This window comes from Kribbella sp. NBC_00709, from assembly GCF_036226565.1.
Taxonomy (GTDB): Bacteria; Actinomycetota; Actinomycetes; order Propionibacteriales; family Kribbellaceae; genus Kribbella.
The window spans coordinates 3,064,550-3,089,105 of sequence record NZ_CP108996.1 but is presented as its reverse complement, the minus strand read 5'-3'; the positions used below and the strand labels follow the sequence as shown (position 1 = coordinate 3,089,105).

The window sequence follows — 24,556 nt, the reverse complement described above, 5'->3', positions numbered from 1 at the left end:
TCCTCACGTGGAGGATTCGACGCGTACGGCGGGAGAACGCGAGCCCCTGGAGGCCTTCCTGGACTCGCATCGGGAGGTCGCCGTGGACAAACTCCGCGGCCTGTCCGAAGCAGACGCACGACGCCGACTGGTGCCCTCGGCGACCACGCCGATCGGCCTGGTCAACACCTGACCGGAGTCGAACGCAACTGGTTCCACCACATCGTCGCCGGCCGCCCACGCGATCAGCGCGCATCGCGGGCTGATCGCAGTACGTCTAGCTGTTGACGAAGGCTGCGGTGGTGGTGAGGAGGGAGTTGGTGGTGGGTTGGTCGAAGAAGGTTATTAGGGCTTCGTAGGTGCCGGCTTCGGCGGCGGAGGGGTCAACTACGTAGCCGTAGTAGCCGTCCGTATACCCGATGACCCGGGTGATGGGGTGGGTGCTGTCGGACTGGAGGCAGGCGCCGTGGACGGCGAAGAGTTCTACCGGGAGGTTGATCCAGCAGACGTCGCCCATGGTGACGGCGCTGATGGGGAGGTGAAGCGTCGGCGGGAGGGTTGCGGTCGCCATCAGGGCTTGGCCGCGGGCGCCGTCCAGGCGGGTTTGGGAGATGCGGCCGGAGGGGTCCTCGACGCCGGAGGCGGCGGTTCCGCGGGTTTCGGCGGCAGTGACGACCTTCTCGACGGCGTTGGCGAGTTTTTCGGATTCGTCGGCGGGCGGGATGTTGCGGACGGGGAGGGTCAGCGTCGTACGGCGGATCGCGGGCGCCGACTGGGGTAGTTCGAGGCCGGGGGATGCCAGTGCCTCGCGGACGCGGGTGGCCAGCAGACTGCCCAACCGGGTGACTTCGGCGGCGCCGCGGCCCTGCCGGGTGAAGCGGGGGCTGACGTCGCCGGCGGCACCCTGGAGGAAGCCGACGACGGCGGGGGCCAGTGCGGCGCGGGTGGCGCCGGGCCAGTCGGCGGAGTACTGCATGTTCTCGGGGCCGTACGTCGTCGGGTGGCAGGCGAAGTCGAACAGCACCGCCTCGAGCGCACCGGACGGCGAGTGCAGCGCCAGGATGCCGGCCGTGTTGTCGTGCGGGCCGTTGCGGCGGTGGCGGTTGGTGCCGACGCCGATCACCTCGACCGAACGCCACGAGGCGGTCACCGGCTGCCGCTCGAGCCGAGCGGCCCGCACCGCGCCGACCAGCGAAGCAGCCAGGGAGCACTCTCGCTCGGCCGGGATGACGGGGTGGATCTCACCGGTCCAGCCCGACGGGCCCGAGTGGGTGTGCGAGGCGGAAACGACGACGTGCGAGGACTGTATGCCGGCTGCCGCGCCGGCGGCCTCCGCGAGCTCCCGGGACAGCTCCGAGCCGACCGCGATCGCGTCGAGCGTGAGCCACAACACACCAGGGTCGTCCGCGGTCGACAGCCAGATCAGGGTCGCCTGCAGCGGGTCCGCCGTACCGGTGGCGACGCCCAGGCGTGCGGCGTACCCGTCGAGCCGGTGGCCGGGCGGCGGGGTGACGTCCAGGGACGTCGCGGCCAGGAGGAGTTCGGTCATTTCAAGGCTCCAGCTGTCATACCGGCACTGATCTGACGATGGAAGCCGAGATAAACGGCCAACACCGGAATTATGGAGATGGTCAGTCCAGCAAACAAGCCTGAGAAGTCGCTGTGGTACCCCTGGGTCACCGCGAGGTTAGCCAAGCCTTGGGTAACCAGGTACCGCTTCTCGTCGGTGTTCAGCACCAGCGGCAGCAGGTACTCGTTCCACATCCCGAGGAACTGGAAGATCCCGATACTGACCAGCCCAGGCCTCGCCAGCGGCAGCATGATCCGGAACAGCACACCCCAATGAGTACACCCATCGACAAGCGCGGCCTCGGCCAGCTCCTTCGACTGCGTCCTGAAAAAAGCCGTCAGGAAGAACACCGAGAACGACATCCCGTGCGCGGCGTACACCAGGATCAGCCCGAGGTACGAGTTCATCAACCCGAGGTTCTGCACCACGAAGAACAACGGCACCAGGGCCAGGAACCCCGGAAACACCATCCCCGCCACGAACACGTAGTACAGGACCCGTGACCCGGGGAACTCGAACCGTGCCAGCACGTACGCGACCGCCGACGACAGCAGCAACGTCAGTACGACGCCACCGCACACCACGATCACGCTGTTGAAGAAGTACGTGCCGATGTGTGACTCGTTCCACGCCCGGGAGAAGTTGTCCCATTGCCAGTGCGACGGCAGGCTCCACGGACTCGTGAAGATGTCCTGGTCGGACTTGAACGAGCTGAGCACCGCCCACAGCAGCGGGAACAGCACCATCGCGCCCCACACCAGCAGGAACCCCTGCGACACCCCGCCGAGCACCCGCGCGCCGATCTCACCGCCTGCAGGAGCACGACGGGGCGGGTCGGCCGCGGGCGTCGGCGACGTCCGGGACGGAGAGGTCAGAAGCGCCACCAGGCCTCCTCAGTACTCGACCCGCTCGCGGCGGGTCAGGCGGAAGGTCAGCAGGGTCAGGATCATGTTGATTCCGAAGAGCGTCACTCCGATCGCGGAGGCGTACCCGAACTTCCCGTACGTGAACGCGTTCGTGTACATGTACAGCGAGATGACCTGCGTCGCGTCGTCCGGACCGCCCGGCCCGACCGACAGGATCTTCACCAGCGCGAACATGTCGAGCGCCCCGATCACGAGGAACGCGAGCGCGGTCTGCACCGTGTTCCAGATCAACGGCAGCGTCACCCGCCAGAACGACTGGAACGCGCCCGCCCCGTCGAGCAGCGCCGCCTCGTACAGCTCCCGCGGGATCGCGGCCATCGCCGCCGTGAACAGTACGACGTAGAACCCGACGCCGCCCCACACCACCACGGCCATGATCGAGCCCAGCGCCGTCCGGCCGTCGCCGAGCCACAGCCGCGCCAGCCCGTCCAGCCCGACCGCCCGCAGGAATCCGTTCAGCAATCCGTTCCGCGGCTCGAAGACGAACTGCCACAGCACGCCGACGATCGCGATCGACAGGACGCCGGGGAAGAAGTACACGACCTTGTAGATCCGCGCCCCCGGTACGCCGCCCTGGTAGTTCAACGCGGTGGAGAAGAACAGCGACAACGTGACGATGATGATCGGCAGCGACACCAGCAGGAACAGGTTGTGCCGCAAGGCCACCCAGAACACCGAGTCGTGGAACAGCGTGACGAAGTTCCCGAACCCGATGTAGTGGTACTCCGCCGACAGCCCTTCCCAGTTCGTGAACGCGATCGGGAACGCCTGCACGTACGGCGACACCACGAACACGGCGTACACCAGGAGCGGGACCGCCAGCAGGCTGACGACGAACCGGTACTTGCCGTGGTGCATCAGGCGTGGAACTTCTTGATCGACGGGTCCTTCGCGGTCTCGTCGGCGTACTTCTGCATCTGTTTGCTCCACCCGTCCGGCGTGACCTCGCGGTTCATCAGCGCGGCCATCGCCTTGTCGGAGTTGTCCAGCAGCTTCTTGTACCAGAGCCGGAACGACCAGTCGGAGAACATGTTCGTCCCGGCGGCCTCGATCACGGCCTGCATGGACTTGTTCGCCGAGGACAGCTCGACCCCGTCGCTCGCGCCCTTCACGACGGTCAGCGACTTGGTCACCTTGGTGAAGTTCTGCATGCACTTCTTCGACACGATGATCCGCAGCAGTTCGAGCCCGCCCTGCGGGTTCTTCGCCTTGGCCGGCACGATCAGCGCGCCGCCAGGCCCGCCGGTGACGGCCTCGAACGGGGCCTTGTCGGCAGCAGACATGCCCGGCACCGGGACCATCGTCATCCCGAGGTCCTTCGGCGCGATGTCGCCGAGCTCGTTCTCCAGCCAGCCGCCGCAGGGGATGAAGACGGCCTTGCCCTGCACCCAGTACGTCTGCGACTGGGTGTGCGACAACGCCTGCGAGCCCTCCAGCAGGTAGCCCTTCGCGGCCAGCTCCTGGTAGCCCTCGGCGGCCGCGATCAGGGCGGGGTCGCGCCACGCGTCGGGCTCGAGGTTGTCGATCTTCTTCTTCAGGTCCGGCCCGGCCGCCTTGTACGCCGTCATCAGCATCGGACTGGTCAGGTACCCCGGGAACTTGCCCTGGTACGTCCACGGCGCGATGTCGGTCGTCTTCCTGATCTCGGCGCAGAGCGCGAGCATCTCGTCCCAGTGCTTCGGGTACGTCCAGCCGTGCTTGTCCAGCATCGGCTTGCTGTACCAGATCCCGCCGACGCCGAACACGTACGGCATCTCGTACTTCACGCCGTCGTACCGGCCGGCCTCGGCGACTCCCGGGAGCAGGGTGTCGCGGACCTTGACGCCGGGCTGGTCGTACGACTCCATGTCGAGCAGCGCGCCGATGTCCATGACCTGCTTCTGGGCGGCCAGCGTGGCGCCGTCGAGGCCGACGTTCTCGATCAGGTCGGGCGGGTTGCCCTGGATGAAGCGCGGCTGCAGTTGCTGCTGGAGTTGCTGTCCGCTGGTCAGCTTCACGTCCGCGCTCGGGAACTCCTTGCGGTACAGGTCCAGCGGCATGGTGGTCCATTCCTTGCCGTAGCCGCCGTCGAAGTTGAAGAACTCCAGCGGCTTGCTGCCGTCCACCGAGCTCCCGGACGCCGCTGCGGTCTTGTCGGCGACCGGCTTCGCACAGGAGGCGAGCGTGGCGACGGCGGAGCCGGCCAGGGCGGCGCGGAGCAGGGTACGGCGGTCGACCTCGATCATGATGACGAGTCCTCTCCGGGCGGTGACTGCGTCATGGATACGCCCGGCCGGCACCTGCACGGAAGAGGATTCGACCTCGGTCGACAAGATGGACTAGACCACTGGTCCGGGTCTATGCGGCCGGAATCGCGCCGACCAGCCGGGCGGTGATGTCCATCGGATTGGTGATCGCGTGACCGACCACGACGGCGTACGCGCCCGCATCGCACACGGTACGGACGTCTTCCGGCGTACGGATCCTGCCTTCGGCAACGATCGGGCAGTCCAGCTTTGCGGCGAGCTGCCTGACCAGTTCGACGTCAGGTCCGGTCGGCGGATGGCCATTGGTATAGCCCGACAGGGTCGTCGCGACCAGGTCGGCGCCCGCTTCCCGGGCCGCGAGGCCGGCGTCGAGGCTGTCCACATCGGCCAGCACGGGTACGCCGAGGTCGTGGTGGATCCGGGCGATCTGCTGGGCAACGCGTTGTCCGTCGGGCCGCGGCCGGAGGGTCGCGTCGAGCGCGACCAGGTCCGCTCCGGCCGCGACGACACCGGCTGCGGCCTCGTACGTCGGGGTGATGAAGACGCCGGCCGGATCGCCGAGTTTGTGCAGGCCGATGATCGGCAGGTCGGTCACGGCGCGGATCGCGGCGATGTCGGCCGGCCCGTTCGCGCGGATCGCACCGGCGCCGCCTGCCTCGGCGGCCTGCGCCATCAACGCCATCGCGGCCGGTCCGTGGATGGGATTCTCGGGGCCTGCCTGGCAGGACACCACGAGGGTGCCGGGGGCAAGGTTTCTCATCGCCGGTGCATCACAATCAGGTCGGCGTACGTCCCGGTCGGTCCGGTGGCGAGGCGTTCGGCGCCGTCGAGTGAGTTGCCGGCCGGAGGCGTGAGTTGGGCGCGCAGCGGGAGGGCGTCGCGGACCGGCGTCAGCAGTTGCTCGCCGGCACCGTTGAACAGGCCGCCGACGCAGGCAACCGGGACAGGCCCCTCGCCGGCCAGTTGAGCGACCGCGGCGCCGATCGTTTCGGCGATGTCCCCGGCTGCGCGGACGACGAGATCATGCGCGACCGGATCACCCTCGGCGGCACAACGCAGTACTTCGGGGGCGAACCGGGCCACGTCGTCGACCAGGGTCGAGGAGCGGTAGAGCGTGACCGGGTCGAGCGCGGTGTCCGCGAGCTTGGTGACCGGGCCGCGGCCGTCGCGTGCGCGCTGTACGGCGACGAGGCCGGCGCGGCCGATCGCGAACGCGCTGCCCGCGTCGCCGAACAGGTACCCGTGGCCGTCGAGCTTGCGCCAGGTGCCGTCGCGGTCGACGGCGAGGCACACGAGACCGGTGCCAGCGGCAACTACCACGCCGTACCCCTCGGGCAGCGCGCCCGCGTGGGCCGTGACCATGTCCTGGGTCAACCGGACCTCGTCGGCATCGAGCAGCTCACCGACGTCCGCCGCGAACGCGTCAGCAGCACCGGGGGCCTGTGGATACCAGTGAGACCCAGGGCAACAATCTCGACCGGGCCGCTCAGCTCGGCCTCGGTCGCAGCGACTCTGATCGCGTCGAGCATCCTGCCGAGCGCATCCGGTCCGTGGATGTAACCAGGTCCTTCCCCGATCCGGCCGGACGGGAGAACACGAAGCCGAAGGGCGGACTGACCGCCATCAATAGCAATGCGGGTCATGCTGTAATCCAGTGCGAATAGTCTTGCCAGGGAAGGTGCCAGCGGTTCACCTTGCGGGTACGGCGGTCTTGGCCGGCGGTGTCGTTCGCTACCAGGCGGACGGTGCCGAGCTTCTCGTCGTACATCACGGCGGGTGAGCCGGTGAAGTGCAGCGTACCTACAGGTTCCCACGGGGTGTGACCGCCGCGTACGTCGATCATCGAGCAGTGGTGGATGCGGCGGTCGGCGCCGAGGACGTACACCTCGATCGCGTCGGCGCCGGGGTTGAACGCGACGACTGGGTCGTCGGCGAGTTCGAGGTCGCCGAGTTGGCGCCAACGGCCTTGGCCGACGCGGTCGTCGAGGTAGGTGTGATGCAGGTGGTTGTCGGCCCCGCGCACGTAGATCTCGTAGGAGTTCGCGGTGTCGTTGCGGGCCCAGACGGGTTCACCGGCGGCGCGCAGGTCGCCGAGTACGGCGCGAACGCCGGCCTGGGTCCGAATGATCCGCCCGTCGTCACGGCGGTGGAAGGTGGGGACGGCGGGCTCACCGCGAACAATCGAGTCGAACTCGGCCCGCACGGTCGCGACAGGTTGGAGGTCGACCCGAGGTTCCGGGAAGAAAGCGTTGGCTTGCAGGTACTGCATAGCCGCGATCAAGGTTGGGGCTATCGACCAGCCGGTTTCGACGCAGTAGGGGCCCCAGCCGAGGTCGGCGTTCGAGCCGAAGTACTCCCAGGCGTCGAAGTCGAAGGCGCGTTGCCATGCGCCGTCCAGCTGTTCGTCGGCGGGATCGTCGATCTGGATCCGGCTCAGGTAGTCGAGCACGCCTTGTGCCAGCTCCTCGAAGACCGGTTCGCCGGTGATCTGGTGGACGATCGGTAGCGCCCACGCCGCGAACGGAGTGCCGTACAGCTGGTCGGTGACCGGGTCGCCGTTCGCCTGGAAGATCGACGCCTCGTCGACGCCGTACGCCTCGTTGCTCGGTGGACACTTCCCGTCCCACTCCGCGAACCCGCCGTCCGGTCCCTGGCGGCTCTTCAGGTAGTCGGCGAGCGACAGCAACGTCTGGAGATAAAGGGGTTTGCGAGTGTAGAAGTACCCGCCCGCGAGCGGCAGCAGGAACCGCCCGGCCTCGCACGTGCGGCTCGTCTCCAACCGGGCGCGCGGATGGTGCGACGCCATGTGGTCCAGTCCGCGTTCGGCGATCGCGAGGTACGACGGTTCGCCGGTGAGGCCGTACGCATAGAGGTACGCGCACAGGGCGGAGCTCTGCCAGTGCGAGGTGAGGTCAAGGCCGTCCTCGATCGGGCTGCGGCCGAACTCGTCCCAGCCCTTCACCATCAGCGTCGACGGGGTACGCCACGGGTCGACCTGGAGGCCCAGGTCGGTGTTCGCAGTCCGGATCAGGGATTCGACGCCGCGTAGGCCGGCCTCGGTCTCGCCGGAGATCAGCGCGAAGAGCGCGATCCAGCCGCCGTCGTCCGCGAAGAGATTGTTGGTCGCGGTCAGGTCGGTACGGGCGCCGCGTGGTTCGAACGCGCCGTACAGCGGGTTGCGGTCGGTGAGCTGCTCCTCGTCGACGACCAGGCGCATCAGGTTGGCGGCGATCGTCCGGCCGCGCGGGTAGTCGGCGAGGTCGGCGTACAGCCGGAACGCGTGCGCGGTCTGCGTGGAGCAGTCACCCCGCGGCACCGGGCGGAACGGAAGCTTCCCGTCGAACCCGACTTCGTTCGAGAACCCTTCGGCCACACCCTTCGAGCCGTCGGGCGCGTCGTAGAACATCCCCGCCCGGTCGAACCAGGCAATCCCCCGATCCACCATCCTGCGGTACCGCTCGGCCCGGGGTCCGACGGTGACAGTCGTGCTGAGGTCACCGACGACGAAGGTGTGCTCTCCGTTAGGAAGCACCATCGGCCCGGACTCGAACCGACCGGGTGCTGTCTCGATCAGCTCCAGGTCTGCCGTTGGTGGTTTGAAAGCTGACCGGACGACGAGGGTGAGCGGTTCGCCAGAGGCGACCCAGACTCTTGGCTCGGTGAAGAGTTCGACGTCGGGTGCGGCCTCGGTGCCGGTCAAATGGGCGACTATCAGCTCAATCAGGCGGCGCCAGCGGCGGGCTGGTTTGTAGCGGCCGCGGACGTGGTGACTCAGGGCGGTGGTTGCGTAGAGCAACCGACCGGCGCCGGCCGAAATGTCGAGGAGCGCGGGATACGTGTGCTCGGGCGGGCCGAAGACTGCGCGGTGGGTGCCGGCGACGGACCCGTAGGTGAGCAACTCGATCGACCCCTCGGGCGCGATCACCTCCTGCGCGCGGGACAGGTGCTCGTCGAGGATGCTCAACGGCTCCATCCCGGCCAGCGCCTCACGCGTGAAGATCCGCTCGATGTGCGCATCCCGCACCGCACCACCCGGCAAGAACCCGTCGTCGACCGCGAACTCGACGTACGCCGACCCACCACCCCGCACGTACGACGCCAGCCGGGTCGTGTCGAGCCGCGACGGCTCCGGGTACTCCCCGGCGAGCACGATCACCGCACGGTACGGCGTGAGATCCGCGGGCAACTCCTCGTACCGGACTGCCTGGTCGAGGGCGGCGGCGAAGGCGGCCGCCGGACCCGGTGGGCCGATCAGCGCGACAGACGAGGCAGGCACCGGTTCACTGTTGCCGACGAATCGCGCCCGGTAAAGGACCTTGAGTAGACCACTTGGCCGCGCTCGACGACACCTGGTCCGTCCGACTGCCGAGCGGTCGGCGCCGACTGCCCATAGGGTCGTTGTCCATGACTGATTTCAACGGTCTCGACGTTCATCTCGGCAACGTGGCACGGCTGTCGTCCGCGCGGTCCTACTCGATCAGCGCGGAGAACCCGGACGGCGCGAAGGCCGGCGGCGCGCGGGCGACCGAGGGGATCCTGTCGGAGCAGGCGCGCGACCTCGGCCCGGGCTGGAAGATCCAGCCCTGCATCAACCTCGCCCCGGAGTCGACCACCACGCTCGCGCAGATCGACGGCCCGGGTGCGATCACGCACCTCTGGATCACCGTCGACTCGAAGACGTGGCGGTCGCTGGTACTGCGGGCGTACTGGGACGACGAGGAGACGCCGTCGGTCGAAGTACCGCTGGGCGACTTCTTCTGCAACGGCTGGGGACGGCACTGCCAGGTGAGCTCGGTGCCGATCGCGGTCAACCCGAAGGGCGGGTTCAACAGCTACTGGCAGATGCCGTTCCGCGGCGGCGCCCGGATCACGATCGAGAACCTGCTGGAGACCGAGGTCTCGAACTTCTTCTACCAGGTCGATTTCGTGCGGACCGACGTACCGGACGACATGGCGTACTTCCACGCCCAGTTCCGGCGCACCAACCCGGTCCCGTACGGCGAGGTGCACACGCTGCTCGACGGCGTCCGGGGACAGGGCCAGTACGTCGGGACGTACCTGGCGTGGGGCGCGAACAACAGCGGGTGGTGGGGTGAGGGCGAGTTCAAGTTCTACCTCGACGGCGACGACGAGTACCCGACGATCTGCGGCACCGGCACCGAGGACTACTTCGGCGGCGCGTGGGGTTTCGAGCACCCGGCGGGGCAGTACGCGACCTTCACCACGCCGTACCTCGGCATGCCGCAGGTGATCGAGCCGGACGGTTTCTTCGACAACCAGCAACGCTTCGGCCTGTACCGCTGGCACATCCAGGACCCGATCCGGTTCACCGAGGATCTCCGCGTCACCGTCCAGGCACTCGGCTGGCGCCGCGACGGCCGCTTCCTCCAACTCCAGGACGACCTGGCGTCGACCTCGTACTGGTACCAGACCGAACCGCACGCCCCTTCCCTGCGTTGCCCAGTAAGGACTACCTCGAGGTGATTTAGTCCTCGATGTTCGACATGACGTGTTTGATGCGGGTGTAGTCCTCGAGGCCGTACATGGACAGGTCCTTGCCGTAGCCGGAGTGCTTGAAGCCGCCGTGCGGCATCTCGGCGACGATCGGGATGTGGGTGTTGATCCACACGCAGCCGAAGTCGAGGCGGCGGCTCATCCGCATCGCGCGGGCGTGGTCGCGGGTGAACACGGACGAGGCGAGGCCGTAGTCGACGCCGTTCGCCCAGCGGAGCGCCTCGTCCTCGTCGGTGAACCGCTGGACGGTGATGACGGGGCCGAAGATCTCCTGCTGGATCGCGTCGTCGTCCTGGCGCAGACCTGCCACGACGGTGGGCGCGTAGAAGTAGCCGCGCTCACCGACGATCGCACCGCCGGTGCGGACGCTGGCGTGATCGGGCAGGTTGCGGACGTATCCGTCGACCCGGTGCAGCTGCGCCTCGTTGTTCAGCGCGCCGTACGCCGCTTGAGGGTCGTCCGGCGCGCCGGTGTGCGTGCGGTTCGCCCGCGCGGTCAGCGCGTCGACGAAGTCGTCATGGATCCGCGGACCGGCCAGCACCCGCGTCGCCGCCGTACAGTCCTGACCGGCGTTGAAGTATCCGGCGTCCGCGATCGCCTGCGCCGCCTTCTCCAGGTCCGCGTCATCGAAGACCACGACCGGCGCCTTGCCACCCAGCTCGAGATGCGTCCGCTTCAGCTTCCGCGCCGCCGACGACGCGACCTCCATCCCGGCCCGCACCGACCCGGTGATCGCGACCAGCTGCGGTACGTCGTGATCGACCACCGCGCGCCCGGTGTCGCGATCCCCGCAGACCACGTTCAGCACGCCCGGCGGCAGGAACTCCTGCGCCACCTCCGCGAGCAGCACCGTCGACATCGGCGTCGTGTCACTCGGCTTGAGTACGACGGTGTTCCCGGCCGCGAGCGCCGGCGCGATCTTCCAGACCGCCATCATCAACGGGTAGTTCCAGGGCGTCACCTGCCCGACGACGCCGATCGGCTCCCGCCGTACCCAGGACGTGTGGCCGGCCAGGTACTCACCCGCCGACCGCCCTTCGAGCAACCGCGCGGCGCCGGCGAAGAACCGCAACTGGTCGACGCACGGCGGGATCTCGTCGGTGACCGTGATCGCCAGCGGCTTGCCTGTGTTCCGGCTCTCCACCGCGACGAACTCGTCCGCCCGCTGCTCCATCGCATCCGCGATCCGCAGCAATGCCAACTGCCGCTCGGCCGGTGTCGTGTCCCGCCAGCTCTCGAACGCCCGCGCCGCCGCGGTCATCGCCTGGTCGACGTCCTCTGGCCCCGACAGCGGCGCCCGCGCGTACGCCGTACCGGTCGCCGGCGCGATCACGTCGTACGCCGCGCCGCTGAGCGCACCGGCCGGCTTGCCGTCCACGATGTTGGTGATGGTCTCCATGGCGGTCCCTATCTGCTCGAGTCGAACACGCATCTGCCCTCGACGTACGTCGCCCGAACCCGGGCTGCGGCAATCTCGTCCGGCGGACCCGCGAACGGATCGCGGTCGAGGACCACGAGGTCCGCGAGCGCGCCCAGCTCGATCCGGCCGGTGTCGTCGGCGTGGTTCACCCAGGCACTCCCCGCGGTGTACGCCTTGAGAGCAGTCCTCAGGTCGAGCGCCTGCTCGGGGAGGAACTGGTCGACGTCCTGCGAATCCCGCCGGTTGACCGCGACGTGGATCGCCGCCAGCGGATCCGGGCTCGATACCGGCCAGTCCGATCCCGCGGCGAGACGTGCACCCGACCTCGCCAGTGCACCGAAGGGGTACTGCCAACCGGTCCGTTCCGGGCCGAGGTACGGCACGGTGAGGTCGACCATCTGCTGGTCGTACATCGCCCACAGCGCCTGCAGGTTCGCGGTCACGTTCAGCTGCGCGAAGCGCGGGAGGTCGGTCGGATGGATCACCTGCAGATGCGCGATGTGGTGCCGGTTGTCGGTGTGGCCGTTCTCTTGCGCGGCTTGTTCGAAGGCGTCGAGCGCTTCGCGGACGGCGCGGTCGCCGATCGCGTGCACGTGGACCTGGAAGCCTTCCGCGTCGAGTCGGGTGATGGTGTTGGGCAGCTCGACCGGGTCGACGAAGGACAGCCCGGTGTTCGCAGTACGGCAGCCGCAGCCGTCGAAGTACGGCTCAAGCATCCCGGCGGTGAAGTTTTCCGCGACACCGTCCTGCATGATCTTCACGGTCCCGGCGCGGAACCGCGGATGGTCCGCCGCGTTTCGCCGTACGACCAAGTCCGGGATCTGCTCGGCGCCACGATCGCGTCGCCACCAGAGCGCGCCGTTGACGCGAGCCGTGAGGCGACCCGCGCGGGCGACCTCGAGATAGGCGTCGGTCGCGTCAGGCAGGTTCGCGTAGTCGCCGAGGATCGCGTCCTGCCAGCCGGTGATGCCGAGCGAGTGCAGGTACGCCTGTGCGTCTACGAGCGCCGTCACGAGTTCGGCATGGGTGGTCCGCGGGACGTGCTTGCCGACGAGATCCATCGCGCCCTCGTGCAGGGTGCCGGTCGGTACGCCGTCGGGTCCGCGTTCGATCCGGCCGTCGGGCGGGTCCGGCGTACTCCGGTCGACGCCTGCGCGGGCGAGCGCCGCGGTGTTGACCCAGGCGCCGTGGTGGTCGGCGTTCACGAGGAAGGCGGGACGGTCGCCGGTGACCGCATCGAGGTCGGCCGCGCGCGGTGCGCCGCCCGGGAAGTCGGGTTGATGCCAGCCGCCGCCGAGAATCCACGGCAGGTCCGGGTGCTGTCCGGCGTACCGCTGGATCGTCTCCTGGTACGCCGGAAGGCCGTGCGCCGGCGCGAGGTCGCACCGGCCGCGCTCCAGCCCACCCTGCACCGGATGAACGTGCGCGTCGACGAACCCGGGCAGCAGCAGCCCACCGTCGAGGTCGACGACCTGTGTCCTGGCCGTCCGCTCTCCGTCCGCGACGATCCGGCCGTCGAGGACGCCGACGCTCAGCCCCGGCCGGTACGCCGTCCCGTCGAAGACCGCGCCGTTCACGAACAGGGTGTCCACGAAGCTCCCTCAGCTTTAGGGGACTACGGATTCCGCATTGGAATCGACTCTCGGCCGATGACATCGACAGACTAACGGGTCATCTGGCACGAAATCACTTGCCTGGACGCGCTTTTCCAGGCACCATGGCGGACACCGGCCAGCCTGGAGACGAGGGAAGCCCTATGCCGTCCGAAACGCCCGACTTCGCCCACCTGCAGCAGTCGGCGCGCGACCACCTGTGGATGCACTTCACCCGATTGTCGAGCTACCAGACCGGCGAGGTGCCGGTGATCGTGCGCGGCGACGGGGCGTACATCTACGACGCCCGCGGCAAGCGGTACCTGGACGGCCTCGCGGGCCTGTTCGTCAACCAGCTCGGCCACGGCCGGACGGAGCTCGCCGAGGCGGCTGCCAAGCAGGCGTCGGAGCTGGCGTTCTTCCCGCTCTGGTCGTACGCACATCCCAAGTCGATCGAGCTGGCCGAGCGGGTCGCGTCGTACGCACCCGGCGATCTGAACCGGGTGTTCTTCACCAGCGGCGGCGGCGAAGCGGTCGAGTCGGCGTGGAAGCTGGCCAAGCAGTACTTCAAGCTCACCGGCAAACCGGGCAAGCACAAGGTGATCAGCCGCGCGATCGCGTACCACGGTACGACGCACGGGGCGCTGTCGATCACCGGACTGCCGGAGCTCAAGGAGCCGTTCGAGCCCCTCGTGCCGAGCACCTTCCGGGTGCCCAACACGAACATCTACCGCGCCCCGATCCACGGCGACGACCCGGAGGCCTTCGGCCGCTGGGCCGCCGACCAGATCGCGGTCGCGATCGAGAACGAAGGCGCGTCGACAGTCGCCGCCGTCTTCCTGGAACCGGTGCAGAACGCCGGTGGTTGCTTCCCGCCGCCACCGGGGTACTTCGAACGCGTCCGCGAGATCTGCGACGAGTACGACGTACTTCTCGTCAGCGACGAGGTGATCTGCGCCTTCGGCCGGCTGGGCCACATGTTCGGTGCCGAGCGGTACGGATACCAGCCGGACATCATCACCTGCGCGAAGGGCATCACGTCGGGCTACTCGCCGCTCGGCGCGATGATCGCGACGGACCGGTTGATCGAGCCGTTCCTGCACGGTGACACCACATTCGCCCATGGCTACACCTTCGGTGGCCATCCCGTGTCAGCCGCGGTCGCGCTGACCAACCTGGACATCTTCGAGCGCGAAGGCATCAACGAGCACGTCCGGAGCCGGGAGGGGGATTTCCGGGCGACACTCGAAAAGCTGCTCGACCTGCCCATGGTCGGCGACGTCCGCGGCGCGGGCTTCTTCTACGGAATCGAGCTCGTCAAGGACAAGAGCACCAAGGAAACCTTCAACGACGAGGAATCCGAACGCCTGCTCCGCGGCTTCCTCTCCAAAGCCCTCTTCGACGCCGGCCTCTACTGCCGAGCCGACGACCGCGGCGACCCCGTCATCCAACTCTCCCCACCCCTGATCTGCGACCAGCCCCACTTCGACGAAATAGAATCCATCCTCAGATCAGTCCTGAAGGAAGCCGAAACCCTGCTCTAGACAGGTCCCCGCGCACGCGTTTCGTGGCTAAAGGCAACTAATTTCCCGAGTCGTGGAGATTGGCTGCTCAGATCAGCCCCTTCTCACGACTCGGGATCAGGGTCAGCAGCCAGCCGCCACGACTCGGCGACGAGGCGCGCGACTGGTCAGCAGGTGCGGCCGAGGAAGGCGGCTAGTTGGTCGGCGGGGGACGCGGGCGGAGAAGGCTTGGTGGCGGGGCCGAAGATGGCTCGGCCTTCGGGGCCTCGGTCGGTGTCGAGGATGTCGAGGTGGGCTTGGGCGAGGAGTTCAGTGGCCAGGTCGGAGTCCAGATCGGTGGGTTGCCCGATGGCTCGGGCGAGGTCCCAGCCGTGGGTGAATTGGTCTCTGGTGACCATGTTCATCAGGTCCGTTCCGGAGAACCTGCCGAAGGGGAGTTCGATCGTCTTCTCCAGGACGCCGGCGGATCCGAAGGCGGCCAGCGCGACCCTGCGGCTGTCGTCGTAGCTGGCGAGGAGGTCGCCGGCCGCATAGTCCTTGTCGGCGCTCTCAGTCCCAAGCACCATGGCGGCTCCCCACCGACCCGACCCGACGAAATGGTTGATCAGAGCCCGGACATCCCACGACACACACGGCGTCGCCGCATCCAACTGGCTCGGCCGCACCTCGGCCAGCACAGTCCGCGTACTGGCGAACGCCCGACGCAACTGCTGGGTCACCACGGATTCACTCTCCACCTTCACGATCCTCTCTCGCAGTTCTCCGTCCACAGGCCTGTAGACCTCGCGAACGAAGAAAAGGAATCGGCAGCCCGTCGCGACGAAGGGGGCGGCCGCGTCGCGCGCGTGGGTCGGCCGCAGTACTAGAAGTCGAAGCCGAGGCCGAGTTTGTCGAGGGTTCGGAGCCAGAGGTTTCGGTGGCCGGCGTGTTTGTCGGCTTGGGACATGGACCGGCGGGTGAGGTGGATGCCGGCGGCGCGGAGTGGTTCGGGCGGGAAGGGGAGGGGGCGGTCGCGGACCATCTGGAGACGGGTCCGGGGCGTGGATTCGGCGTACAGGAGGTCGAGGATGACGTCGGCGCCGAAGCGGGTGGCGGCTACGCCGAGGCCGGTGTAGCCGAGGGCGTACGCCGTGTGGCCGGTGTGGGCTGTGCCGTAGAAGGCGCAGAACCTGGTGCTGGTGTCGATGACGCCGCCCCAGCGGTGGGTGAAGTGCAGACCTTCCAGCTGGGGGAAGGTGTGGAAGAAGTGCCGGGCCAGCATCGTGTGGATGGAGTTCCGTTGCTCCAGCGAGGGGTCGATGCGGCTGCCGAAGTAGTACAGCGGTAGGTACCCACCCCACAGGATGCGGTTGTCCCGGGTGAGGCGGTAGTAGTGGAAGAGGTTGGACGCGTCGCCGACACCCTGGCGGCCCTGCCAGCCGATCGACACCAGTTGGGCAGGGGACAGCGGCTCGGTGACCAGGACCAGGTCGTACACCGGGACCGTGTAGAGCCGCAGCCGGCGGAGGAGTGAGGGGAAGGCGTTCGTCGCCAGCGCGATCCGGTCGGCGCGGACGGAGCCAGTTGCCGTGTGCAACGATCGCGAGTGCATCCGGGTGACCTGGCTGTGTTCGTGGATGCGTACGCCGTGGTCGATGCAGGCCTGTCGCAGCCCCCAGGCCAGGCGAGCGGGCTCGACCAGGGAGGTGCGGGTCGGGTCGTACAAGGCGCCCAGGTAGGTGGGGGAATGGATCTCCGCCCGCGCCGCGTCCTGGTCGAGCAGCCGTGCCTCGGGCCGGTCGGCGGCCTCGGCTGCGAGCTCCTCGAGGTGGTGGGGTTCGGTGGCGACGGTGAGTTCCCCGGTCAGTTGCCAGTCGCAGTCGATCCCGTACCGGGTGATCGTGTCGCCGAGGGCACGATGGTTCTCGAGCCCGAGGCGTTCCAGCTCATCGATCTCGTCCGGCCAACGCGCCAGCCCATTGGCGTACCCGTGCGTGAGGCTCGCGTCGCAGAAGCCGCCGTTCCGACCGCTGGCTGCCGTGGCGCAGACGTCCCCTTCCAGCAGTACGACGTCGAGCGACGGGTACCGCTCCTTCGCCCGCAGCGCCGTCCACAGCCCGGTGTAGCCACCGCCGACCACGGCCAGGTCCGCGGTGATCGGACCGAGCAGTGCGGGCAGTGCTTCGGGCGCCGACTTGTCGTCGAGCCAGAAGACTCGCGGTTCGGCCTCGGCGAGAGCTGCCAGTTTCATCGGGTACGCCGGCGTCGGGCCAGCTCACCTCCCAGGACGAGGATGAGCGCCAGCAGGAACATCGCCGTACCGATGACGTTGATCTGTGGCGGGATGTCGCGTTGCGCCGACCCCCACACGAACATCGGGAACGTCACTGTCGTGCCCGCGTTGAGGTTCGTGATGATGAAGTCGTCGAAGGACAACGAGAAACTCAGCAACGCGGCCGCGAGGATGCCCGGGAACACCAGCGGGAACGTGATCCGCCAGAACGTCTGCCATTCGTTGGCGTACAGGTCCATCGCCGCCTGTTCCAGCCGTGAGTCCATCCCCGTCAGCCGCGCCTTCACGGTCACCACCACGAACGACAGGCAGAACATCACGTGCGCGATCAGCACCGTCCAGAACCCGAGCTGCCCGCCGAAGCCGCTCGAGACGAAGAGCGCGAGCAGCGAGGACCCGAGGACGATCTCCGGCGACGCCATCGGCAGGAAGATGAACAGGTTCGCGGCGGCCCGCCCGCGGAAACGGTGCCGCGCCATCGCGAACGCCATCAACGTCCCCAGCGCGGTCGCGATCACCGTCGCCAGCAGCCCGATCCGCAGCGACGTACTGACCGCGTCGCACAGCCCGAACGGACGGCACGGATGCTGCCAGTTCTGCCAGGTGAATCCGTCGAACGTGTACGACAGCTTGCTCTTCGGCTGGTTGAACGACATCAGCATCACGACGACGATCGGCGCGAAAAGGTACAGCAGAACCAGCAGCGCGACCGCCATGACCAACCGCTGCCGCACCCAGCGGCCCGCGCGGATCATAGGAGTTCCTCCGTCCCGGCACGCCGTACGTAGACCAGCACGAGTACGACGATGGCCGCCATCAGCGTCACCGACAACGCGGCCGCGGTCGGATACGCGCCGGCGGAGAACAGCCGCTGGATGTCGTTCCCGATCATCCGCTGCTTCGGCGTACCCAGGAGCTGTGCGTTGATGTAGTCACCCGCCGCCGGGATGAAGGTCAGCAGCGTGCCCGCCACCACGCCCGGCATCGACAGCGGCAACGTCACGGTCCGGAACGTCGTGAACGGGTTGGCGAACAGATCACCGCCCGCCTCGATCAACCGCGGATCGATCCGCTCCAGGCTCGCGTACAGCGGCAGCACCATGAACGGCAGGAAGTTGTAGGTGAGCCCGGTCACCACCGCGGTCGTTGTCGCCAGCAACCGTCCGTCCGGTCCGAGGATGTGCAGCCACTTCAGCGCGTCGACGACGAAACCGTTGTCCGACAGCAGCAGCTTCCACGACAGCGTCCGGATCAGGAAGCTGGTGAAGAACGGCGCGATCACCAGCGCGAGCATCAGGTTCTTCCATCGGCCGGCCTTCATCGCGATCGCATACGCGAGCGGATACCCGAGCAGCAGGCAGAACACCGTGGTCAGCAACGAGTACCACAGCGACCGGCCGAAGGGCCGGGCGTAGTCGGCCATCGTGTCGACGAAGTTCTGGAAGTGCCAGGTCATCTTGAACCCGGACTCGATCGACCCGTTCGGGTCGTACAAGCTTGCCGCCAGCAACGAAACCAGGGGTACGACGAAGAACAGCAGCAGCCACAACCCGCCGGGCAGCAGCAACAGGTACCCGGTGAACCGCCGGCCGGACCGCTCGACCTTCGCGGGCGGCGCGGCGGAGGCTGCCCCGAGCTGGCCGACCGCGCTCATCCGGCACCGCCGTCGTCGATGTCCTCGACACCGGCCCGGGCGTCCTGTTCGGCGTCGAGCACGAACGTGTGCGCCGGCAACCAGTGCAGGTCGACGGTCTCACCGACCGCGAACGTGCCCCGCGCGCCGGTGTTCTGCTCGAAGATCGTCAGCTCCTGGTCCCACGGCAGCTTGACCAGGTACTGCGTACTGACACCGACGTAACTCACATCCGTCACGACCGCGCCGCGCAACTGGTTCGACCCGTTGCTCTGCTCCGTGCCGGCGGTCGCGATGAACACCTTCTCCGGCCGGATCCCCATCCAGACGTCGCCCTCGGTGACCCGGCACCGCGGCAGCGGCACGGTCACCTTGCGGCCGTGGACGTCGACAGTCACGTTCTGGTCGGCCTGGCCGATGATCGTCGCCCGGATCAGGTTCGACTGGCCGAGGAAGTTCGCCACGAACGTCGTCGCGGGTAGGTCGTACAGCTCGGCCGGCGAACCCATCTGCTCGATCACTCCGGCGTTCATCACCGCGATGGTGTCGGCCATCGTCATGGCCTCTTCCTGATCGTGGGTGACGTGCACGAACGTGATGCCGACCTCGGTCTGGATCCGTTTCAGCTCCAGCTGCATCTGCCGCCGCAGCTTCAGGTCCAGCGCGCCGAGCGGCTCGTCCAGCAGCAACACCTGCGGCTGGTTGATCAGCGCGCGGGCCAGCGCGACCCGCTGCTGCTGACCACCGGACAGCTGCGACGGCCGCCGCTTGCCGTAGGCACCGAGCTCGACCAGTTCGAGCATCTCGTTCACCTTCGGCTTGAAGTCCTTGACCCCGCGTCGCTTCAGCCCGAACGCGACGTTCTCGAAGATGTCGAGGTGCGGGAACAGCGCGTAGTTCTGGAAGACCGTGTTGACCGGACGTTTGTACGGGCGCAGTCCGCCGATCTCCTGGTCACCGAGCCGGATGCTGCCGGTGGTCGGCTCCTCGAGGCCCGCGATCATCCGCAGTGTGGTGGTCTTGCCGCAGCCGGACGGGCCGAGGAGAGCGAAGAACGCACCGGAAGGCACTGTGAGGTCGAGGTCGTCGACCGCCAGGTGCCCGGCGAACTGTTTGCTGATGCCGGTGAGCACTAGGTCGCTGGTCATGTCAGCCCCCGATCGCGAGATTGAAGTCGGTTTCGTAGAGGGCTGCCTTGGCTGTGTCCAGCGGCATGAACGACGCCGTCTTCGCCAGCGTGGCCTCGTCCGGGAAGATCAGCGGGTCGTCGACCACGTCGGGGTCGATCGTCTCCATCGCCTTCTTGGCCCCCGTGACCGGGCAGATGTAGTTGACCCAGTCGGCCAGCGTCGCGGCGACCTCGGGCTCGTAGTAATAGTTCATCAAGGCTTCGGCGTTCGTCTTGTGAGTCGCCTTGTTGGGCACCAGCATGTTGTCCGACCACAGCATCAGGCCCTCTTCGGGCACCACGAACTTGATGTCCGGGTTGTCGGCCTGCATCGCGATCACGTCGCCGGACCAGGCCTCGCAGGCGGCGATGTTGCCGGCGTTCAGGTCCTGCACGTAGTCGTTGCCGGTGAAGCGGCGGACCTGCCCGGAACCGACGTACTCCTGGAGCTTGTCCAGCGCCTTGCTCCAGTCGGCGTCGGTGAACTTGCCCGGGTCGGCGCCGACCAGCTTGAGCATGAACGACATCGTGTCGGGCATCTCCGAGAGCAGCGTGACCCGGCCCTTCAGATCGCCGCGGGTCAGCAGGTCGGTGAAGCTGCCGACCTCCTTGGTGACCTTGGCGTTGTACGCGATCCCGGTCAGGCCGCTCTGCCACGGCACGCTGTAGTCGCGGTTCGGGTCCCAGGCCGGTGCCTTGAGCTGCTTCAGCAACTGCTTGTCGACGTTCGGGATCTTGCTGTGATCGAGCTTCTGGATCCAGCCCAGCCCGACCATCCGGGCCGCCATCCAGTCGGTCAGCACGAAGATGTCCCGGCCGCAGGACTGGCAGGTACCGAGCTGGTCGCGCACCTTGGCGTAGAACTCGGCGTTGTCGTTGACGTCGGCCGTGTAGGTGACCTGGATGCCGCTCTGCTTCTGGAACTCCTCCAGGGTCGGCAGCACCGTCTTGCCGTTCACCTTCTCGTCGGACTCGTCCATGTAGCTCGGCCAGTTGGAGAAGTTCAGCGTCTTCTGCGATGACGACATATCTGTGCTGATGCACTTGTCCGCGCTCTGACCGGCCGGCGGGATCCCGCAGCCCGCCAGCACCCCTCCAACGCCGAGCGCGGACAGCGACATCCCCTTCAGGACCGCGCGGCGCCCCACGACGCGCTGGTGACGAGGACTCATCGGACCCCCTAGGAACCGTCTGTCGCGGGCGATACTGTCAAACCTGAGCGATCAGGACAAGGGATTCCGAAGCTAAACGGTCATTTCGCAACGAAATCCGCTCCCGTGACTTGCTGACGCCCCGGACCGGTGAAAAGATCCGGAGGTGGCAGTGCGAACGGGGAACCCCGACAAGAACCAGACCCTGCTGGATGACACCTCGAAGGCGATCATCGAGCAGTTGCAGCTCGACGGCCGGCGTTCGTACGCCGCGATCGGCAAGGCCGTCGGCCTGTCCGAGGCGGCCGTCCGGCAACGGGTGCAGCGACTCACCGAGGCCGGTGTCATGCAGGTGGTCGCGGTCACCGACCCGCTCGAGCTCGGGTTCGACCGGCAGGCGATGATCGGGATCAAGGCCGAGGGCGCCTTGGAACCGATCGCCGACGAGCTCGCCAAGATGGACGAGGTCGAGTACGTCGTGGTCACGGCCGGCTCGTTCGACATCCTCGCCGAGGTGCTGTGCGAAAGCGACGAGCACCTGCTGCAGGTGCTGTCCGAGCGGGTCCGGCAGATCGAGGGCGTGAAGGCGACCGAGACGTTCGTCTACCTGAAGCTGGTGAAGCAGACCTACTCCTGGGGTGTGCGCTGAACCTCTGGTCCGCTCCTGACCCGCTCCCGGAGCGACCGAGGCTGCCGGGCAACCGGGACGCCGACGTGGTGATCGTCGGCGCCGGGTACACCGGACTGTGGACGGCCTACTATCTGGCGAAGGCGGATCCGGCGCTGCGCATCGTCGTACTCGAGGCGGAGACCGCCGGCTTCGGGGCGTCGGGGCGGAACGGCGGCTGGTGCTCGGCGCTGTTCCCGGTGTCGTCGCGACGGCTGGCCGCGCTGCCGGGATCGACCCGGGAGGCGGCGATCGAGCTGCACCGGGCGATGCAGGCAAGCGTGAACGAGGTCGGCCTGGTGAGCGCGGCCGAGGGAATCGACTGCGACTACCACAAGGGCGGGACCGTCGTGCTGGCGCGGACCCGGGCGCAGCTCGCGCGGGCGCGCGCCGAGGTGGACGCGGCGGCCGACTGGGGGCCGGGAGACCTGCACTTCCTGGGGCCGGACGAGGTCGCTTCGAAAGTACGGGCGACAAAGGTGCTGGGGGCAACGTTCACGCCGCACTGCGCGGCGATCCATCCGGGCAAGCTGGTCCGTGGGCTGGCCGCGGTGGTCGAGCGGCTCGGCGTGACGATCCACGAGCGGACGCCGGTGACCCGGATCGTCCGCGGGCGGGCGGTGACGCCGTACGGCCTGGTGCGCGCGGACTTCGTGGTGCGGGCGACCGAGGGATTCACGCCGGGGCTGGACGGTCTGTCGCGGGCCGTTGCGCCGGTGTACTCGTTGATGGTGGCCACGGAGCCGTTGAGCGATGAGGTCTGGGACCGGATCGGGTTGGTGGATCGGCCGACGTTCAGCGATCACCGGCATCTGATCATCTACGGGCAGCGGACGGCGGACGGGCGATTGGCCTTCGGCGGGCGGGGGGCGCCGTACCACTTCCGGTCGCGGATCAAGCCCGGGTTCGACGACGTACCGCGGGTGTTCAAAGGGTTGCAGAAGGCGTTGCGGGAGCTGTTCGACATCTCGCCGGAGTTCACGCATGCGTGGGGCGGGCCGTTGGGCGTTCCACGGGACTGGTGCGCATCCGCCGGGCTGGAGCGCGGCGTGGCCTGGGCGGGTGGGTACGTCGGGGACGGCGTGAGTACGACGAACCTCGCGGGGCGGACGTTGCGGGACCTGATCCTCGAGCGGGACACCGCGTTGACGCGGCTGCCGTGGGTCGGGCATCGGTCGCGGACGTGGGAACCGGAACCGCTGCGATGGCTCGGGATCAACGCGGGGTTGCGGGCGATGACGCTCGCGGATCTCGAGGAGCGGGTGACGCGGCGGAACAGCCTGATAGCGCGGCTGATGGCTCCGCTACTTGGCGGCTGAGACAGGCAACCGGCCGGCTTCCATCAGAGGGACGCCGGTGAGCTCGATGCTCGGCCGGATCCAGTCGTTGAGGATCGGGTCCTCGGTGTCGAGGTGGCCCGAGAGCTCGGTGCGGCTGAGCTCGAAGACGTGAGCCGGGTTGCCGGTGAGGTCGACGACGGTCTGCATCAGCCGGCCGACCTGCTCCTCCCACAGCACGTCGACGAACTCGTGCTGGTCGGGGCGGATCAGCAGCAGGTCGACGTCGCTGTCCAGATCACCGTCGCCGCGCGCGATCGCGCCGTACACGCTGGCGTGGACCGGCGGGATCCGCCAGCCGCTGATCTCGTCGGCCAGCCGGCTGACCAACGTACTGCGGAGGTCGGCGAGCTGCTCGACGATCTGCGCGACGAGGTGTTTGCGATTGAGGCGATAGAGCAACGAATTGCCGAGGTCGTCGACGTGCACGAGCCCGGTCGCCGCCAGCCGCTGCAGGACGAGTCGCACACCCGCGACACTGCCCGATCCGGCCAGCTTGTGGATCTGGCGCCCGGACAGACCTTCCTCGGCCCGGGCCAGGACCAGCAACACCGGCCCGTCCAAGGACGGGACAACTGTGCTGATCGGGCTCTTCAGATCCATGACCTGCACCACCCTAGTGATCCCTCGACGGGTCAAGTAATCACCGTGACGCGTCAGAGACCCTTGGCGTTGGCGCGCGGGCTCGGGGTGGTGGTGCGGAGTTCGGTGGTGAAGGCGTAGCGGTCGCCGCGGTAGACGGCGGACGTGTACTCGAAGACTCGGTCGCGGCTGTCGAAGCTGATGCCGTGCAGCGCGAGACACGGCTGCGTGGTCGGGATGTCCAGCCAGCCGGCCGTCTTCGCGTCGGGCATGACCGGCTCGAGTCGCGACGTACCGCTGACGACGTCGATGCCGTACCGGCTGGTGAGCAGGTCGTAGAGGGAGCCGTTGAGGTCCTCGGCCAGCAGACCCGGTACGTACGCCGCGGGCAGCGTGGTGCGCTCGACCACCATCGGGTGATCGTCCGCGAGCCGCAGCCGGGTGAACGCGATGATCGGATCGCCCACCGGGATCCGCAGCCGCCGCGCCGCGGCCCGCTCGGCCTTCTGGCGCCGGAACTCGAGCATCGTGCTTCCGGGCCGCATCCCGCGCCGCCTGATGTCCTCCGAGAACCCGATCATCCCGAGCCAGCGCGCGACCTTCGGGCGAGTCGTGTACGTGCCGCTGCCGTGCCGCCGTACCAGCAGCTCCTCGATCACCAACTCGTCCACAGCCCGCCGCAGCGTCATCCGCGCCACGTTCCACCGGGCCGCCAACTCACGCTCGGGAGGCAGGGCGGCACCCTCCGGCAACGTGTCGATCAGACTCAGCAACAACGCCCGGATCTCAGCGGCCTTCCCCGGCAGCGAACCATGCATTGGTCTTGCCTAACACCTGACTAGACCTCTTCGAAACCCTTTCCACCAGGGTTGAAGCGACCGGGTAGACCAGTCCATCCCGGATCGGGGAGTGCGGGCGTGGATCCACAGGCAGGCATAAGTCCCGAAAACGCCTCGTTTGCGGAGTCAAATGGGCA

At 67.9% G+C, this 24,556-nt stretch carries 23 protein-coding genes; 5 read left to right on the top strand and 18 right to left on the bottom strand.

The window, feature by feature from the left end; translation table 11 throughout:
* Positions 1–7 precede the first annotated feature (7 nt).
* Complete coding sequence (locus tag OHA18_RS15185) at positions 8–172, top strand: mycothiol transferase (protein WP_329004721.1); 165 nt, start codon at positions 8–10, stop codon at positions 170–172.
* A gap of 84 nt (positions 173–256) precedes the next feature.
* On the opposite strand, the gene OHA18_RS15180 is transcribed toward OHA18_RS15185, so the two are convergent.
* The 8 genes from OHA18_RS15180 to OHA18_RS15145 form a co-directional block, all read right to left on the bottom strand.
* A complete protein-coding gene (locus OHA18_RS15180; RefSeq protein WP_329004720.1) occupies positions 257–1,528 on the bottom strand; it encodes a hypothetical protein in 1,272 nt (423 codons plus the stop codon).
* Positions 1,525–2,433 carry a carbohydrate ABC transporter permease gene (locus OHA18_RS15175; protein WP_329004719.1) on the bottom strand — a complete coding sequence of 303 codons (909 nt, stop codon included), beginning with the start codon at positions 2,431–2,433 and terminating at the stop codon, positions 1,525–1,527. Before OHA18_RS15175 ends, OHA18_RS15180 begins: the two co-directional genes overlap by 4 nt.
* 9 nt (positions 2,434–2,442) lie before the next feature.
* Entirely contained in the window at positions 2,443–3,333 is an 891-nt protein-coding gene (locus OHA18_RS15170; RefSeq protein ID WP_329004718.1) for a carbohydrate ABC transporter permease, read from the bottom strand.
* Positions 3,333–4,700: an N-acetylglucosamine/diacetylchitobiose ABC transporter substrate-binding protein gene (gene ngcE / locus OHA18_RS15165; protein WP_329004717.1), complete on the bottom strand. Its 1,368-nt coding sequence runs from the start codon at positions 4,698–4,700 to the stop codon at positions 3,333–3,335. The genes OHA18_RS15170 and ngcE overlap by 1 nt, the downstream gene beginning before the upstream one ends.
* Before the next feature lie 112 nt (positions 4,701–4,812).
* Positions 4,813–5,481: an N-acetylmannosamine-6-phosphate 2-epimerase gene (locus OHA18_RS15160; RefSeq protein ID WP_329004716.1), complete on the bottom strand. Its 669-nt coding sequence runs from the start codon at positions 5,479–5,481 to the stop codon at positions 4,813–4,815.
* Positions 5,478–6,095, bottom strand: coding sequence for an N-acetylglucosamine kinase (locus OHA18_RS15155; protein ID WP_329004715.1), 618 nt, complete (start codon positions 6,093–6,095; stop codon positions 5,478–5,480). The genes OHA18_RS15160 and OHA18_RS15155 overlap by 4 nt, the downstream gene beginning before the upstream one ends.
* A complete protein-coding gene (locus OHA18_RS15150; RefSeq protein WP_329004714.1) occupies positions 6,092–6,364 on the bottom strand; it encodes a hypothetical protein in 273 nt (90 codons plus the stop codon). The genes OHA18_RS15155 and OHA18_RS15150 overlap by 4 nt, the downstream gene beginning before the upstream one ends.
* Positions 6,361–8,997: a hypothetical protein gene (locus tag OHA18_RS15145; protein WP_329004713.1), complete on the bottom strand. Its 2,637-nt coding sequence runs from the start codon at positions 8,995–8,997 to the stop codon at positions 6,361–6,363. Before OHA18_RS15145 ends, OHA18_RS15150 begins: the two co-directional genes overlap by 4 nt.
* Positions 8,998–9,125: 128 nt before the next feature.
* On the opposite strand from OHA18_RS15145, the gene OHA18_RS15140 reads away from it, so the two are divergent.
* Positions 9,126–10,205, top strand: coding sequence for a glycoside hydrolase family 172 protein (locus tag OHA18_RS15140; RefSeq protein WP_329004712.1), 1,080 nt, complete (start codon positions 9,126–9,128; stop codon positions 10,203–10,205).
* Position 10,206: 1 nt separating this feature from the next.
* Here OHA18_RS15140 and OHA18_RS15135 read toward each other — a convergent pair whose 3' ends face one another.
* Both OHA18_RS15135 and OHA18_RS15130 read right to left on the bottom strand, forming a co-directional pair.
* Positions 10,207–11,634, bottom strand: coding sequence for a gamma-aminobutyraldehyde dehydrogenase (locus OHA18_RS15135; protein WP_329004711.1), 1,428 nt, complete (start codon positions 11,632–11,634; stop codon positions 10,207–10,209).
* An 8-nt stretch (positions 11,635–11,642) separates the two neighbouring features.
* Positions 11,643–13,247, bottom strand: a complete 1,605-nt coding sequence (locus tag OHA18_RS15130) for an amidohydrolase (RefSeq protein WP_329004710.1) — start codon at positions 13,245–13,247, stop codon at positions 11,643–11,645.
* A 164-nt stretch (positions 13,248–13,411) separates the two neighbouring features.
* Between OHA18_RS15130 and OHA18_RS15125 the strand changes: the two genes are divergently transcribed.
* A complete protein-coding gene (locus OHA18_RS15125; protein WP_329004709.1) occupies positions 13,412–14,791 on the top strand; it encodes an aspartate aminotransferase family protein in 1,380 nt (459 codons plus the stop codon).
* 146 nt (positions 14,792–14,937) lie between these two features.
* Here the strand turns inward: OHA18_RS15125 and OHA18_RS15120 are convergent, their stop codons facing one another.
* The 6 genes from OHA18_RS15120 to OHA18_RS15095 form a co-directional block, all read right to left on the bottom strand.
* Positions 14,938–15,507 carry a TIGR03086 family metal-binding protein gene (locus tag OHA18_RS15120; protein ID WP_329004708.1) on the bottom strand — a complete coding sequence of 190 codons (570 nt, stop codon included), beginning with the start codon at positions 15,505–15,507 and terminating at the stop codon, positions 14,938–14,940.
* Between the two features lie 125 nt (positions 15,508–15,632).
* Entirely contained in the window at positions 15,633–17,000 is a 1,368-nt protein-coding gene (locus OHA18_RS15115; protein ID WP_329004707.1) for an NAD(P)/FAD-dependent oxidoreductase, read from the bottom strand.
* Positions 16,997–17,797, bottom strand: a complete 801-nt coding sequence (locus tag OHA18_RS15110; protein ID WP_329004706.1) for an ABC transporter permease — start codon at positions 17,795–17,797, stop codon at positions 16,997–16,999. The genes OHA18_RS15115 and OHA18_RS15110 overlap by 4 nt, the downstream gene beginning before the upstream one ends.
* Complete coding sequence (locus OHA18_RS15105; protein WP_329004705.1) at positions 17,794–18,696, bottom strand: ABC transporter permease; 903 nt, start codon at positions 18,694–18,696, stop codon at positions 17,794–17,796. Before OHA18_RS15105 ends, OHA18_RS15110 begins: the two co-directional genes overlap by 4 nt.
* Positions 18,693–19,823, bottom strand: coding sequence for an ABC transporter ATP-binding protein (locus OHA18_RS15100; RefSeq protein ID WP_329004704.1), 1,131 nt, complete (start codon positions 19,821–19,823; stop codon positions 18,693–18,695). The genes OHA18_RS15105 and OHA18_RS15100 overlap by 4 nt, the downstream gene beginning before the upstream one ends.
* Before the next feature lies 1 nt (position 19,824).
* Positions 19,825–21,015, bottom strand: a complete 1,191-nt coding sequence (locus OHA18_RS15095) for a polyamine ABC transporter substrate-binding protein (protein WP_329004703.1) — start codon at positions 21,013–21,015, stop codon at positions 19,825–19,827.
* 145 nt (positions 21,016–21,160) lie between these two features.
* On the opposite strand from OHA18_RS15095, the gene OHA18_RS15090 reads away from it, so the two are divergent.
* Positions 21,161–21,643 carry an Lrp/AsnC family transcriptional regulator gene (locus tag OHA18_RS15090; RefSeq protein ID WP_130445555.1) on the top strand — a complete coding sequence of 161 codons (483 nt, stop codon included), beginning with the start codon at positions 21,161–21,163 and terminating at the stop codon, positions 21,641–21,643.
* A 65-nt stretch (positions 21,644–21,708) separates the two neighbouring features.
* The gene (locus tag OHA18_RS15085) at positions 21,709–22,980 is read left to right on the top strand and encodes an NAD(P)/FAD-dependent oxidoreductase (RefSeq protein ID WP_329004702.1); all 1,272 of its coding nucleotides are present in this window, start codon (positions 21,709–21,711) and stop codon (positions 22,978–22,980) included.
* On the opposite strand, the gene OHA18_RS15080 is transcribed toward OHA18_RS15085, so the two are convergent.
* Together OHA18_RS15080 and OHA18_RS15075 are read right to left on the bottom strand one after the other, a co-directional pair.
* Positions 22,966–23,601 (bottom strand): hypothetical protein, encoded by a 636-nt coding sequence (locus OHA18_RS15080; protein WP_329004701.1) that lies wholly within the window; start codon positions 23,599–23,601, stop codon positions 22,966–22,968. The two genes, OHA18_RS15085 and OHA18_RS15080, sit on opposite strands and share 15 nt — an antisense overlap.
* A 53-nt stretch (positions 23,602–23,654) precedes the next feature.
* Entirely contained in the window at positions 23,655–24,398 is a 744-nt protein-coding gene (locus OHA18_RS15075; RefSeq protein ID WP_329004700.1) for a GntR family transcriptional regulator, read from the bottom strand.
* Positions 24,399–24,556 lie beyond the last annotated feature (158 nt).